General features: G+C 72.1%; 10 protein-coding genes and 1 rRNA gene. 2 read left to right on the forward strand and 9 right to left on the reverse strand.

Translation table 11 applies throughout. The features are described from left to right. Positions 1-26: 26 nt before the first annotated feature. From V2J63_RS10070 to V2J63_RS10080, 3 genes are all read right to left on the reverse strand, one after another. Entirely contained in the window at positions 27-1,151 is a 1,125-nt protein-coding gene (locus tag V2J63_RS10070) for a branched-chain amino acid aminotransferase (RefSeq protein WP_331230905.1), read from the reverse strand. A 75-nt stretch (positions 1,152-1,226) separates the two neighbouring features. Beyond that, positions 1,227-2,270, reverse strand: a complete 1,044-nt coding sequence (locus tag V2J63_RS10075) for a 3-isopropylmalate dehydrogenase (protein ID WP_331230906.1) — start codon at positions 2,268-2,270, stop codon at positions 1,227-1,229. 69 nt (positions 2,271-2,339) lie between these two features. Continuing rightward, positions 2,340-2,993: an ASCH domain-containing protein gene (locus V2J63_RS10080; protein WP_331230907.1), complete on the reverse strand. Its 654-nt coding sequence runs from the start codon at positions 2,991-2,993 to the stop codon at positions 2,340-2,342. A 95-nt stretch (positions 2,994-3,088) separates the two neighbouring features. Here V2J63_RS10080 and V2J63_RS10085 point away from each other — a divergent pair, with 95 nt between their 5' ends. Next, complete coding sequence (locus tag V2J63_RS10085; protein ID WP_331230908.1) at positions 3,089-3,676, forward strand: DUF4870 domain-containing protein; 588 nt, start codon at positions 3,089-3,091, stop codon at positions 3,674-3,676. Positions 3,677-3,758: 82 nt separating this feature from the next. Here V2J63_RS10085 and ilvC read toward each other — a convergent pair whose 3' ends face one another. The 3 genes from ilvC to V2J63_RS10100 form a co-directional block, all read right to left on the reverse strand. Beyond that, complete coding sequence (gene ilvC, locus V2J63_RS10090; protein ID WP_331230909.1) at positions 3,759-4,787, reverse strand: ketol-acid reductoisomerase; 1,029 nt, start codon at positions 4,785-4,787, stop codon at positions 3,759-3,761. 83 nt (positions 4,788-4,870) lie between these two features. Further along, complete coding sequence (gene ilvN / locus V2J63_RS10095) at positions 4,871-5,395, reverse strand: acetolactate synthase small subunit (protein ID WP_331230910.1); 525 nt, start codon at positions 5,393-5,395, stop codon at positions 4,871-4,873. Between the two features lie 15 nt (positions 5,396-5,410). After that, the gene (locus tag V2J63_RS10100) at positions 5,411-7,273 is read right to left on the reverse strand and encodes an acetolactate synthase large subunit (RefSeq protein ID WP_331230911.1); all 1,863 of its coding nucleotides are present in this window, start codon (positions 7,271-7,273) and stop codon (positions 5,411-5,413) included. Positions 7,274-7,582: 309 nt separating this feature from the next. On the opposite strand from V2J63_RS10100, the gene V2J63_RS10105 reads away from it, so the two are divergent. Beyond that, positions 7,583-8,566: a quinone oxidoreductase family protein gene (locus V2J63_RS10105; RefSeq protein WP_331230912.1), complete on the forward strand. Its 984-nt coding sequence runs from the start codon at positions 7,583-7,585 to the stop codon at positions 8,564-8,566. A 49-nt stretch (positions 8,567-8,615) separates the two neighbouring features. Here the strand turns inward: V2J63_RS10105 and ilvD are convergent, their stop codons facing one another. From ilvD to rrf, 3 genes are all read right to left on the reverse strand, one after another. Further along, complete coding sequence (ilvD, locus tag V2J63_RS10110) at positions 8,616-10,325, reverse strand: dihydroxy-acid dehydratase (protein WP_331230913.1); 1,710 nt, start codon at positions 10,323-10,325, stop codon at positions 8,616-8,618. 120 nt (positions 10,326-10,445) lie between these two features. After that, on the reverse strand, positions 10,446-13,166 hold the full coding sequence (locus tag V2J63_RS10115; protein ID WP_331230914.1) for a M14 family zinc carboxypeptidase: 2,721 nt from the start codon (positions 13,164-13,166) through the stop codon (positions 10,446-10,448). Positions 13,167-13,977: 811 nt separating this feature from the next. Then, positions 13,978-14,094 (reverse strand): 5S ribosomal RNA (rrf, locus tag V2J63_RS10120).

A 14,094-nucleotide genomic window follows, 5' to 3' on the forward strand; every position in this document is an offset into this window, starting at 1 on the left:
CCGGTGGAAGCACCCGCGGGCCCTGCTCAGACGAGCCGGTGCATCCAGCCGTGCGGGTCCTCGGCGCGGCCGAACTGGATGTCGGTGAGGCGCCGGAAGAGCCCCTCCGTCGTCGGGCCGGGCTCGCCGCCCGCGACGGTGACGTCGAAGCCCTCACCGGCGAGCCGGCCGATGGGCGTGACGACGGCGGCGGTGCCGCAGGCGAAGATCTCGGTGACGGAGCCGTCCTGCACGCCCGCGACGATCTCGGCGAGCGGGATGGCCGTCTCACGCACGTCGCGCCCCTCCTCGCGCAGGAGCGCGAGGATCGAGGAGCGGGTGACGCCCTCGAGGATCGAGCCGGTCAGCTCCGGCGTCCGGACGCTGCCGTCCGCCCCGACGACGAAGACGTTCATCCCGCCGAGCTCCTCGATGTTCGTCTCCGTCGCGGCGTCGAGGAAGCACACCTGCTCGCACCCCTGCTCGTGCGCGCGCTGCTGCGGCAGGAGGCTGGCCGCGTAGTTCCCGCCGAACTTCGCGGCACCCGTCCCGCCGGGACCGGCGCGGTGGTAGTCCTCGGCGACCCAGATCGAGACGGGGTGGAAGCCGTTCGTGAAGTACGGGCCCACGGGCGAGGCGATGAGGATGTACTCGAACATCCGCGCCGGGCGCACACCGAGGAACGGCTCGGTCGCCACCATGAACGGGCGCAGGTAGAGGCTCGCCCCGTCGCTCGCCGGCACCCACTCGAGGTCGGTCTCGACGAGCGCCTCGAGCGAGCCGAGGAAGTCGACCTCGGGCAGCTCGGGCATGGCGAGCCGGCGCGCCGACCGTGCGAACCGACGCGCGTTCGCCTCGGGACGGAACGACCACACCGAGCCGTCGGCGTGCCGGTAGGCCTTGAGCCCCTCGAAGATCTCCTGCGCGTAGTGGAGGACGGCGGCTGCCGGCGAGAGCTGGAGCGGGCCGTAGGCCTCGACCCGGTGCCCGTGCCAACCCTGCTCCGGCGTCCACGTCGCCCGCGCCATGTGGTCCGTGAACTCGACGCCGAAGCGGAGGTTGGCGAGCGCCGCGGCCCGCGCCTCGGGCGTGCGGGGGCTCGAGCTGGGGACGACGACGAAGGGCGTCGCCTCGGTGCTCGCCGGAGCGGTGGACGGGGTCGCGTTGCTCATGGTGCCTCCACTGGCAAAGGGTGCTGAGGACGACGGTAGCGCCACGGCCGCCGTCGTCGGGCCGGCTCGGCCTGCTCAGCGGGAAACGGCCGCGGCCAGCGCGTCACCGATCTCGCTCGTGCTCCGCACGGAGTCGCCGCGGGCGGCGATGTCGGCCGCGACGGCGGCCTCGATCCGGCGGGCGGCCTCGCCCAGCCCCACGTGCTCGAGCATGAGGGCCACCGACAGCACGGCGGCCGTCGGGTCCGCCTTGCCCTGGCCCGCGATGTCCGGGGCGGAGCCGTGAACCGGCTCGAACATGCTCGGCGTCGTGCGGTCGGGATTGATGTTCCCCGACGCGGCGAGGCCGATACCGCCGGTGATGGCGGCGGCGAGGTCGGTGACGATGTCACCGAAGAGGTTGTCGGTGACGATGACGTCGAAGCGCGACGGGTTCGTCACGAGGTAGATCATCGCGGCGTCGACGTGGATGTAGTCCACCGTGACGTCGGGGAACTCCGCACCGACCGCGTCGACGGTCCGACGCCACAGGTGCCCGGCGTGGACGAGGACGTTGTGCTTGTGGACGAGCGTGAGCTTCTTGCGCGGGCGGGCCGCCGCGCGGGCGAAGGCGTCACGCACGACGCGCTCGACTCCGAAGCCCGTGTTGACGCTCACCTCGTTGGCGACCTCGTGCGGCGTGCCGACGCGGATCGCGCCGCCGTTGCCGACGTACGGGCCCTCGGTGCCCTCCCGGACGACGACGAAGTCGACCTCGCCCGGCGCTGCGAGCGGGCTCTTGACGCCGGGGTAGAGCGTGGACGGGCGCAGGTTGACGTAGTGGTCGAGCGCGAAGCGGAGCTTGAGGAGCAGCCCGCGCTCGAGGACGCCGCTGGGCACGCCCGGGTCGCCCACGGCACCGAGCAGGATGACGTCGTGCTCGGCGATGGCCGAGAGGTCGGCGTCCGTGAGGGTCTCCCCCGTCCGGTGCCAACGGGCGGCGCCGAGGTCGAAGGGCGTCGTCGTCACAGCGACGTCCTCGCCCGCAAGGACTGCGTCGAGGACCTTGAGGCCCTCGGCGGTCACCTCCGGACCGATGCCGTCCCCTGCCACCACTGCCACACTGATGCTGCGAGTCATGCCGGGGATCGTAACCCCGCGTCCCACCAGACGGGATGGCGGTCTCACCTTTCGGTCGGTGGAGCGCCGCTACTCCGCTCCGCCGGCCGAGGAGGTCTCCGTGCCGTCGCCCGCCACCGGCCCCCCGGCGCGGTTCACGCGCGGGTAGAGGAGCGTGAACCGCTCGAGGACGACCGGCATGTCCGGCGTGACCTCGTGCTCCGCGCGGTGCTCACGGAAGTACGCCTCGTGCGCACGGCGCCAGGTCTCGAGCGAGCCGTCGCCCTCCCCCTCAGCGGCGGCGTGCTCCTCCCCGACCTCGCCGAACGGCACGACCTCGACCGCCGTCGTCGAGATGAGCGCCTGCGGCCGGCCCTGGCCGTCGAGGATGATCGAGAGGTCGCCGAGGGCGGGCAGCGGGACGTCCTCGGCGTCGTACTCCCACCGGGCGGACGTCGTCGCGGTCTTCTGCCCGGCCAGGACGAGCGCGAGGAGATCGTCGGCCTCCTCCGGCGTGCCGCCGAAGGCCCAGGCCGGCGGGACGACGTTGCTCAGCGGCGCCTGGCCGACGACGACGTCGAGCCGGTTGATGCCGGTCCGCTTGCGCGCGACGGCCCAGTAGGCCTCGATCGCCGCGTCCTGGTCGGCGTCCGTCTCGACGTCGGCCGCGGGGCCGGCACCCGGTCCTGGCGCAGGCGTGCCGTCGAAGTCGTCCGGGCCGGGCTGTGCCGCGTCGTTGTCCATGCCCGGAGTCTGCCAGGTGCGGGACCGCCACTGCCGCTCGCGGCCTCCGCTCACTACGCTCGAGGCATCGACGTCACCCGCACCGAAGGAGCGCCATGAGCACCCTGCCACCACCCCCGCCTCCCAGCGGGCACGAGCCTCCCCCCGGAGGCTACGGATCGACGCCGGGCGGCTACCCGTCCGCGGGCGACCACGGCACCGGGGGTCCGGCCGGCCCGGGCGGGTACGACCAGGCCGGCGGGTATCAGCCGCCCGGCGGCTACCAGCAGTCCGGCGGGTACGGCCAGACCGGTGGGTCCCGCCCACCGAGCGGCTACCGGCCGCCCGCCGGCGCCGACGACCGCGCCATCGCCGTCCTCGCCCACCTGTCCCCGCTCATCGCCATGGTGCTGAGCGCGGGCTGGCTGAGCTTCGTCGGGCCCCTGCTCGTCTGGGTGCTCATGCGTCAGCGCGGGGAGCTCGTCCGCAACGCCGCGGCGAGCGCCTTCAACTTCAACATCACCGTGTGGCTCGCGACCATCGCCGGATGGATCTGCCTCTTCACGATCATCCTCATCCCGCTCGCGATCGTCCTGTGGATCGGGGCCTTCGTCCTCCAGGTCGTCTTCTCCGTCATCGGCGCGGTGCGGGCCAACCGCGGCGAGGTCTACCGCTACCCCATGCAGATCGCCATCCTGACCTGACGGCCCCTGCCGCCGGACAGACGACGACGCCGCCCCACGAGAAGCGGGGCGGCGTCGTCGTACCTGCAGGCGTGCAGCGGGATCAGCGCCCGGCGCTGCCCTCGGTGTAGTCGCTGTCCTTCGCCTCGACCCAGGCGAAGAGCTTGCGCAGCTCGCGGCCGGTGGCCTCGATCGGGTGCGCCTCGCCCTTGGCGCGGAGCTCGGCGAACTCCGGTGCGCCGGCGTCCTGGTCGTTGATGAAGCGCTCGGCGAACGCGCCGGACTGGATGTCGCCCAGGACGGCCTTCATGTTCTCCTTGACGTCCGGCGTGATGACACGCGGGCCGGAGACGTAGTCGCCGTACTCGGCCGTGTCCGAGACGGACCAGCGCTGCTTGGCGATGCCGCCCTCGTACATGAGGTCGACGATGAGCTTGAGCTCGTGGAGGACCTCGAAGTACGCGACCTCGGGCTGGTAGCCCGCCTCGGTCAGGGTCTCGAAGCCGTACTGGACGAGCTGGCTCGCGCCGCCGCACAGGACGGCCTGCTCGCCGAAGAGGTCCGTCTCGGTCTCCTCGGTGAACGTCGTCTTGATGCCGGCCGCACGCAGGCCGCCGACGGCCTTGGCGTAGCTGAGCGCGAGGTCCCACGCCTGGCCGGACTCGTCCCGCTCGACGGCGACGATGACGGGCACGCCGCGCCCCGCCTCGTACTCGCGACGGACGAGGTGGCCCGGGCCCTTCGGGGCGACCATGACGACGTCGTGCCCGGCGGCCGGGTCGATGTAGCCGAAGCGGATGTTGAAGCCGTGCGCGAAGAGCAGCGCGGCCCCCTCCTTGAGGTTGGGCGCGATGTGGTCGGCGTAGATCGTGCGCTGCGTCTGGTCGGGCGCGAGGATGACGACGACGTCGGCGGCGGCGACGGCCTCGTCGAGGCCGGCGACCTTGAGGCCCTGCTCCTCGGCCTTCGCCCGCGACGAGCTGCCCTCGCGCAGGCCGACGGTCACGTCGACGCCCGAGTCGCGCAGGTTGAGCGCGTGCGCGTGCCCCTGGCTGCCGTAGCCGATGACGGCGACCTTCTTGGACGCGATGAGCGACAGGTCGGCGTCGTCGTCGTAGTACAGCTCAGCCACTGTGGTTCTCCCTGTGTGTGTGATGTGCGTGTGGTGGTGCGGTCGGACGTGGGTCGCCCGTGCCGGCGCGGCCGGCGGCGGGGTCAGGCGGTGCGGATCCGTTCGAGGGCCCGGTCGGTCATCGAGCGCGAGCCGCGGGCGATGGCCACGGTGCCGGACTGCACGATCTCACGGATCCCGTGCGGCTCCAGCGCCGTGAGGAGGGCGTTGAGCTTGCCGTCCGAGCCGGTCGCCTCGATCGTCACGGCGTCCGGGCTCACGTCGACGACGTGGGCGCGGAAGAGCTCGACGACCTGGAGGACGGCGGTGCGCGAGCCGTCGTCGGCGCGCACCTTGACGAGCAGGAGCTCGCGCTGGACGGAGGAGTCAGGCTCGAGCTCGACGATCTTCAGCACGTTGATGAGCTTGTTGAGCTGCTTCGTCACCTGCTCGAGCGGAAGCTCCGCGGCGTCGACGACGACGGTGATCCGCGAGATCTCCGGGTGCTCCGTCGGCCCGACGGCGAGCGAGTGGATGTTGAAGGCGCGGCGCGCGAACAGCGCGGCGACGCGCGTGAGCACGCCCGGCTTGTTCTCGACCAGGACGGACAGCGTGTGGCGGGTACTCATCTTCTCGTCCTTCACTCACTCGTCGCGGTCCCACGCGGGGGTCATCCCGCGTGCGTACTGGATGTCGTCGTTGCTCACGCCCGCCGCAACCATGGGCCAGACCATCGCGTCGGCGCTCACGGTGAAGTCGACGACGACGGGCTGGTCGTCGATCTCCATCGCTCGCTTGATCGTCGCGTCGATGTCCGCGGTCGTCTCGCACCGCAGGCCGACGCAGCCGTAGGCGTCCGCGAGCTTGACGAAGTCCGGGATCCGCCGGCTCTCGTGACCGGTGTTGAGGTCGGTGCTCGAGTAGCGGGAGTCGTAGAAGAGCGTCTGCCACTGGCGCACCATGCCGAGCGAGGAGTTGTTGATGACGGCGACCTTGATCGGGATGCCCTCGAGCGCGCACGTCGCGAGCTCCTGGTTCGTCATCTGGAAGCAGCCGTCGCCGTCGATCGCCCAGACCGTACGGTCGGGCTCGCCGACCTTGGCGCCCATGGCGGCCGGGACGGCGTAACCCATCGTCCCGAGCCCGCCGGAGTTGAGCCAGCTCCGCGGCCGCTCGTACCGGATGAACTGCGCAGCCCACATCTGGTGCTGGCCGACGCCGGAGACGTAGATCGCCTCCGGGCCGACGATCTCGCCGAGCCGGCTGATGACGTGCTGGGGTGCGGCGTGACCGTCGGCCGTCGGGGTCCAGCCGAGCGGGTACGTCGAGCGCAGGTCGTCGAGCCGGTGCCACCACGCCTCGAGGTCTGGCCGCCCGTGCTGCGCGTGGGCGTGGCCGAGCTCGACGACGAGGTCGGCGATGATCTCCTTGAGGTCACCGACGATCGGCACGTCGGCCGTGCGGTTCTTGGAGATCTCGGCGGGGTCGATGTCCGCATGGATGACCGTGGCGTTCGGGGCGAAGCTCGAGAGCTGGCCGGTGACGCGGTCGTCGAAGCGGGCACCGAGCGTGATGAGCAGGTCGGCCTGCTGGAGCGCCGCCACGGCCGCGACCGTGCCGTGCATGCCGGGCATGCCGAGGTGCTGCGGGTGGGAGTCGGGCAGCGCGCCGCGGGCCATGAGCGTCGTCACGGCGGGAGCGCCGGAGTCGTTCGTGAGCCGGAGCAGCTCGCCGGACGCGTTCGCGCGAATGACGCCGCCGCCGATGTAGAGGACGGGGCGCCGGGCGGTCGCGATGAGCCGGGCGGCCTCGCGCACCTGGCGGGCGTGGGGCTTGGCGACGGGCCGGTAGCCGGGCAGGTTGAGCTGCTGCGGCCACGTGAACGTCGTCGGCGCCTGCTGCGCACTCTTGGCGATGTCGACGAGCACGGGGCCGGGCCGCCCGGTCGAGGCGATGTGGAACGCCTCGGCGATGCGGGCGGGGATCTCGTCGGCGTTCGTCACGAGGAAGGAGTGCTTCGTGACCGGCATCGTCGCCCCGACGATGTCCGCCTCCTGGAAGGCGTCCGTGCCGATGTAGGAGGCGCCGACCTGGCCGGTGATGGCGACCATGGGGACCGAGTCCATGTTGGCGTCGGCGATGGCGGTGATGAGGTTGGTGGCGCCCGGCCCCGACGTCGCCATGCAGACCCCGGTGCGACCGGTCGCCGCGGCGTACCCGGCGGCGGCGTGGCCGGCCCCCTGCTCGTGCCGCACGAGGATGTGCCGCAGGCGCGTGGAGTCGAAGAGCGGGTCGTAGGTGGGCAGGATGGCCCCGCCCGGGATGCCGAAGATCGTGTCGACCCCGACCTCCTCGAGGGAGCGGACGATGCTCTTCGCCCCGTTGACGTGCTCGACCGCGCTCGTCGTCACGCGCTCCTGCGTGCCACCGTCGAGCGCCACGGGCGGCGCCGACTGCACGGGGCGAGGCGTGGGCCGGGGCGGTGCGGGGACTGGTCCCTTAACCATCGTTACCCTCCTGGTCGTTCAGGTCGTTCATGCGAGCGTGCCGGGCACAAAAAAGCCCTCCGCCCCAACGGGGTGCGAAGGGATGCGCGCAGACGGGCCGCTTCAGCGGGCCGCGGCTGCGCGCGGGATAACTACGAGTCGTCGGTGCTGCACGGCACAACCATAACCCCGCACGCGCGCGAGCGGTACTCCACGCCCGGCCGTCTCGCATCGTGGATCACAGGCTCAGCATGTAGACACGCGTCCGCCACGCGAGTCACGCGCCCCCGGCGGGGCACGGAGGACGCACGTGCCGGTAACGTCGGCGCCATGCGAGCAATCCACGCTACCCGCGCCGGTGGCCCCGAGGTCCTCTCCCCCGCCGAGCTCGAGGCACCGCAGCCCGGGCCTGGCCAGCTCCTCGTCGAGGTCGCCGCCGCGGGCGTCAACTTCATCGACACGTACCAGCGGTCCGGCACCTACCCCATGGACTTCCCGCACGTGCCCGGCGGTGAGGGCGCGGGCCGCGTCCTCGCCGTCGGCCCCGGCGTCACGGACGCCACCGTCGGGGACCACGTCGCGTGGGCCGCGGCGCCCGGCAGCTACGCCGAGCAGGTGCTCGTGCCCGCCGCCGTCGCGGTACCCGTGCCCGACGGCGTCGACCTGACGACGGCGGCGGCCCTCCCGCTCCAGGGCATGACCGCGCACTACCTCGTCGCCTCGACGTACCCGGTCCAGGCGGGCGACGGCGTCCTCGTCCACGCCGCGGCCGGCGGCGTCGGGCTCCTCCTCACCCAGCTCGCCACCCAGCGCGGTGCGCGCGTCATCGGCACGGTCTCCACCCCGGAGAAGGAGGCACTCGCCCGGGCGGCCGGCGCCCGCGAGGTCATCCGGTACACCGAGCTCGACGACCTCGACACCGAGCTTCCCGCCCTCGTCCGCGAGCTGACCGAGGGCCGCGGCGTCCACGTCGTCTACGACGGCGTCGGCCGGACGACCTTCGACGCCTCCCTCGCCTCTCTGCGCCGGCGCGGGATGCTCGTCCTCTTCGGCGGCTCGAGCGGCCAGGTGCCGCCCGTGGACCTCCAGCGGCTCAACCGCGCGGGATCCGTCTTCGTCACCCGGCCGACCCTCGCGGACTACACCGCCGACCGCGCCGAGCTCCGGTGGCGCGCGGAGGAGCTCTTCGCCGAGGTGGTAGCAGGCCGGCTCGACCTGCGGGTCGGCGCGACGTTCCCGCTCGCCGACGCCGCCGAGGCGCACCGCGCGCTCGAGGGCCGGGAGACGACGGGCAAGGTGCTGCTCGTCCCGTAGCAGACGTGGCGTGACCGGCCGCGCGGTGGTCCGGTCACGCCCGCCCGGCTCACTCGAGGATGGCGCCGCGCGAGGCCGACTGGACGAGTTTCGTGTACTTGGCCAGCACGCCGCGGGTGTAACGCGGGGGCAGCGGCTCCCAGTCGGCGGCGCGCTCTGCGAGCTCCTCCTCGGGGACGAGCAGGTCGAGCGTCTTGTTCGCGACGTCGAGGCGGATCCTGTCGCCGTCGCGGACGAAGGCGATGGGGCCCTGGTCGACGGCCTCGGGGGCGACGTGGCCGACGCACAGGCCCGTCGTGCCGCCGGAGAAGCGCCCGTCGGTGAGGAGGAGGACGTCCTTGCCGAGCCCGGCGCCCTTGATGGCGCCGGTGATGGCGAGCATCTCGCGCATGCCCGGTCCGCCCTTGGGGCCCTCGTAGCGGATGACGACGACGTCGCCGGCAGCGATCGTGCCGTCCTCGAGGGCGTCCATCGCGGCGCGCTCACGCTCGAAGACGCGCGCGGTGCCCTCGAAGACGTCCGAGTCGAAGCCCGCTGACTTGACGACGGCACCCTCGGGGGCGAGCGAGCCTCCGAGGATCGTGATGCCGCCGGTGGCGTGGATCGGGTTGTCGAGCGCGCGCAGGATCTTGCCGTCGGCGTCCGGCGGGTTGATGCTCTCCAGGTTCTCGGCGACGGTCTTGCCGGTCACCGTGAGGCAGTCGCCGTTGAGGAGGCCCGCATCGAGGAGCGCCTTCATGACGACGGGGACGCCGCCGATGCGGTCGACGTCGTTCATGACGTACCGGCCGAACGGCTTGAGGTCGCCGAGGTGCGGGACGCGGTCCGCGATGCGGCTGAAGTCGGCCAGCGTGAGGTCCACGTCGGCCTCGTGGGCGATCGCGAGGAGGTGGAGCACGGCGTTCGTCGACCCGCCGAAGGCCATGACGACCGCGATCGCGTTCTCGAGCGCGGGCTTGGTGATGATGTCCCGGGCCGTGATGCCCTGGCGGAGGAGCTCGACGACCGCCTCACCACTGCGGTGCGCGAACATGTCGCGCCGGCGGTCGGCCGACGGCGGCGCCGCCGAGCCGGGCAGGGACATGCCCATGGCCTCGGCGACGGAGGCCATCGTGTTGGCGGTGTACATGCCGCCACAGGCGCCCTCTCCGGGACAGATGGCGCGCTCGATGCGGTCGAGGTCGCCCTTGCTCATGAGCCCGCGTGAGCAGGCCCCGACGGCCTCGAAGGCGTCGATGAGGGTGACGTCCTTCTCCGTGCCGTCCTCGAGCTTGACCCAGCCCGGCATGATCGTCCCGGCGTAGAGGAACACGCTCGCGAGGTCGAGCCGCGCGGCGGCCATGAGCATGCCCGGGAGGGACTTGTCGCACCCGGCGAGGAGGACGGAGCCGTCGAGGCGCTCCGCCTGCATGACGGTCTCGACGGAGTCGGCGATGACGTCACGGGAGACGAGGGAGAAGTGCATGCCCTCGTGGCCCATGGAGATGCCGTCGGAGACGGAGATCGTCCCGAACTGGAGCGGGTACCCTCCCCCGGCGTGCACACCCTCCTTCGCGCCCTGCGCGAGGCGGTCGAGCGAGAGGTTGCACGGGGTGATCTCGTTCCACGAGCTGGCGATGCCGATCTGGGGCTTGACCCAGTCGTCGTCACCCATGCCGACCGCCCGGAGCATGCCGCGCGAGGCGGTGGCTTCGATGCCGTCCGTGACCTGCCGGCTCCGGGGCTTGATGTCGCTCGTCGCGCGGGGCTGTGTGCTCATGCGGGGAAGTCTAGGACTTCTGACGGCCGGCGATGCCCCGTGCTCGGGACCCGAGACCGTGCCGGAGCGGTGCTCCCCTCCCGCCGGCGTCGGACGCGCGGCGGGAGGGGAGCACCCTGACTACCGGCGCCCCGCGAGGGTCGCCGAGCGACGGCCTGCGAGGCCCGCCGCGAGGCCACCCACCATGAGCAGCGCCAGCGCCGCGAGCAGGGCGGGAGCCGATCCGGTGGCACCCGTGCTCGGCAGCTCACCACCGGCGCCCGGGGCGGGCGTCGTCGGCGTGGCCGTCGGGTCACCGGTCGGCACCGGGTCGACCGTCGGCGTCGGAGTCGGGTCGACGGTCGGCGTCGGCGTGGGCTCCTCGGTCGGCTGCTCCGTCGGCTCCTCCGTGGGCGCCTCGACGACGGCCCCCTCCGGACCGGCCCAGAACAGGGCCGCCGCGACATCGGCGAACATCCCGCGCGGGTGCGTGCGGAACGTCGGGTACGTGCCGAAGAGGAAGGCGTGCGAACCGGCGTCGGTGACGGCGGAGACCGCCACGGGCTGGCCGGAGGCCGCATCCGGACCACCAGTGCCATCCCCGTTCGGGAGCCAGTGGCCGCTGACGAGCGGGTCAGCGCTGTAGCGCTGCTCCACCGCCACGTCCTCGCCGAGGTCGGTGAAGTACACCGGCGTGTAGACGAACGCCTCGGTGTCGGCGGTGCCGGCCAGGACACCGTCAGCCGCGGTATCCACCGTGACGATGCCGTTCGCGCTGCGCGGGCCCTGGACGAGGCCGACGTCGAACAGGCCGAGCTCGGTGGCGATGGCGGCCCCCGCGGCCGCGCGGCCGGCGAAGCCCTTGCCCGCCGCGAAGTACTCGGCGAGGGCGTCGCGGCCCGCCGCCTGCGTGTCGTCGAACCGCAGGGCGGAGCCGAGCCACAGGACGTCGATCTCGTCGAGGTCGACGGTGCCGTCGGTGAGACCGGCCTCGGTCACCCGGACGAGGTCGCCGAAGCCGAGCTGCGTGAGGGTGAGGAAGTCCTCGCCCGCGTACGCGGCCGACGACGTGTACCCGACCGTGAGGTCGCTCAGTCCGACGACGTCGTCGCCGCGGAGCTCGGCGCCGTCGGTCGCGGTGAAGGTCACGCCGAGGAGGTCGGCGATGTCCTGCGCCAGGGGGGCGCCGTCCGGCGCGATGACGTAGGTCCCGTCCCCGATGTCGCTCACCGCGACGCCGAGATCGAGGAGCGCGTTGACGGCCAGGACCTCCGCGGCGCCGTTGAGCTCGAGGCTGAGGTAGGGGGCGTCGTCGGGCACGGAGCCGGTCGGCAGCGGCGCGTCGACCGGGCTGGTCGTGACCTCGATGGCGGCGTCGCCGGTGTCCCCGACGGAGTCGACCGTGGCACCCCAGAGCAGTGCGTGGCTCCAGGCCGCGATGTCGTACATCGTCGGGACGCGCTCGCTGATGTCGGTGCCCTCGTCGAGGATGACGTTCGCCAGGCCGCGGAGCGGCTGGTGCATGTCGACGACGTACGAGCCGGCCTCGTGGGTCACGCCGCCGGCGGTGAACGGCGCGTCAGCGACGTCGACCTCGACGCCGTGGGAGAGCAGCAGGGCGACGAGCGCCGCCGCGTTGGTCGCGGACTCCTGCGCCTCGCCCGCGGGGATGACGTAGGCACGGGGGAACGTCGTCCCGGTGACGTCGGCGGCGTCCCACTCCTCGGCCCACTGGTCCGGTCCGGGGTAGTTGTCCGGGTCCGGGCTGGCGGGGATCTCGACGAGGGGCTCCCCCGCCGCGCCGCGGCGGAAGATCTCGATCTGGTTCTCGAGGATCTCGTCACGGTTCGCGTCGACGTACTCGACGGTGCTCTCGATGACCTCGCTCCCGACGGCGGTGTTGACGGCGGTGCGCCGGGCGCTCTCGACCGGGTCGTCGGTGCGGCCGAGCCCGAGCTCGACGGTGTAGGAGATCGCACCCTGGAACTGGACGTACTGCGCCGTGAAGATCGGCGGCCACCCGTCCCAGCCGGACGGGGTGTCCCGGTAAGGGATGGTGATGCCGCCGGACTCGGTGAGCGGGTTGCCCTCGATCGCGGCGTCGACAACCTCCTCCTCGATGTAGAGAGCCGCGGCGTACGCGTGCGGCATGAGGAGGTCGTGGTCGTAGTTCTCGCCCTGAGGCGGACCGGTCGGCTCGACCTGGAGCACGCCGGTGTAACCGTGGAGGTCGATGAAGAACACCGGCTGGAGGTCGCTCGTGAGGTCGCGGATGAGCGCGGTCTCCGGCGTCGTGTTCGTGACGAAGTCGCGGTTCGGGTCGAGGTTGAGTGCCGTAGCGCGGGTCCCGTTGACCCGACCGTCCGGGTTGTTCGTCACCGTGAAGTACAGACGGTGGTCCTGGACGAGCGCCGTCGCCTCCTCATCGCCGTCCTCGACCGCGGCGAGGAGGTCCTCGATGTACTGGAGCGAGGCGTCCGTCCCCTCCCACTCGTTGCCATGGATGTTGCCGTTGAACCACACCGGCGTCTTGTAACCGGCGAGCAGCTCGGCGTCGTCCGCGGCGGCGGCGGCGTCGTGCTTGACGGCATCGCGCCACGCGTCCTGCTGGGCGCTCTCCTCTGCCGTCTCCGGCGCCGTCACCGTGACGAGGTAGATCTCGCGTCCCTCGGTGGACTCCCCGACGACCTCGGCGGAGACGAGGTCGCTCTCGGCCATGAACGCGTTGATCGCGGGAGCGATCTGGTGGTACGGCACCGCACCCCGGTGGATCGACGCGTCGTCCGGGTCCTCCGCCGGGACGGCGAGCGGCTCGGCGCGCGGGTAGGGCCGGCCGTCGTCCTCGACAACCTGCGGCAGCACCACGGTGGGGCTGAGCGCGGTGGGGTGTACCAGGGCTGCGCCGGCCGGAGCGGCCAGAGCCACCACCAGCGCCGACGCAGTAGCCAAGGCGCAAACCGCGCCCGGACGTCTAACGTGCATGATCTTCCCTCCGTGGAAACAACGAGATCTCTGGCGTGAGTCCGCACCCCGGTCGGGGGCGACGGAGCTCGCGCGGCGCACGGCCGTCGTGGTCGGACGAGCGGGCGGCCAAGACTGTGATGAGCATCGTCGATGGGCAGGTGGGACCCCGCGCAGCAGGTCCGGAACCCTGCGGCTAGGAACCTCGGTGTCACCCACCCATCAGGACGTCGATGACCAATGTCACCACAGCAGTGTTGCGCGCACGTTACCCGACCGATCCTTGAGCACAGGCGGCTTTGACCCGCTCGCCGCAGCTCGTAGCAGGAGGTCGACCGCCAGCACCGCAGGAGGTCGGTACCGGTACCGCCGTAACGCCGTAGCGCCGGGGTGACCCCGCACTCCGGCCATGGCCCGCTCTCGCCCCTCTTCCCGAGCGCGGCGCGGTGAAGGAGCCGCCCAGATCCCTCGATCGGGAGCGTCGAGGGCGCGGCCGATGCGGCTCTTCCTCGGGTTCGAGTACACGGGGGATCGGATCCCGAAAGGGTGTGCGGCCGCTGCGGATTGAACCGGGGCCTGGACACACGAATGGGCCGCACCCGAAGGCGCGGCCCGCAGCAAGGTCGATTCTGGGTCCGGAACAAGGTCGATTCTGGGTCCGGATACAGGTATGGGCCGCAACCGAAGGGTTGCGGCCCATATCTGAAAGGGTGTTCGGCGGTGTCCTACTCTCCCACATAGTCTCCCATGCAGTACCATCGGCGCTGAGGGGCTTAGCTTCCGGGTTCGGAATGGGACCGGGCGTTTCCCCCTCGCTATGACCGCCGTA

This window comes from Georgenia wangjunii (genome assembly GCF_036421975.1).
Lineage (GTDB): Bacteria > Actinomycetota > Actinomycetes > Actinomycetales > Actinomycetaceae > Georgenia_A > Georgenia_A wangjunii.

Excerpts from the sequence above, each read along its gene's own strand:
- V2J63_RS10070 (WP_331230905.1), bottom strand. The coding sequence starts at position 1,151 with ATGAGCAACGCGACCCCGTCCACCGCTCCGGCGAGCACCGAGGCGACG.
- V2J63_RS10075 (WP_331230906.1), bottom strand. The coding sequence starts at position 2,270 with ATGACTCGCAGCATCAGTGTGGCAGTGGTGGCAGGGGACGGCATCGGT.
- V2J63_RS10080 (WP_331230907.1), bottom strand. The coding sequence starts at position 2,993 with ATGGACAACGACGCGGCACAGCCCGGCCCGGACGACTTCGACGGCACG.
- V2J63_RS10085 (WP_331230908.1), top strand. The coding sequence starts at position 3,089 with ATGAGCACCCTGCCACCACCCCCGCCTCCCAGCGGGCACGAGCCTCCC.
- ilvN (WP_331230910.1), bottom strand. The coding sequence starts at position 5,395 with ATGAGTACCCGCCACACGCTGTCCGTCCTGGTCGAGAACAAGCCGGGC.
- V2J63_RS10100 (WP_331230911.1), bottom strand. The coding sequence starts at position 7,273 with ATGGTTAAGGGACCAGTCCCCGCACCGCCCCGGCCCACGCCTCGCCCC.
- V2J63_RS10105 (WP_331230912.1), top strand. The coding sequence starts at position 7,583 with ATGCGAGCAATCCACGCTACCCGCGCCGGTGGCCCCGAGGTCCTCTCC.
- ilvD (WP_331230913.1), bottom strand. The coding sequence starts at position 10,325 with ATGAGCACACAGCCCCGCGCGACGAGCGACATCAAGCCCCGGAGCCGG.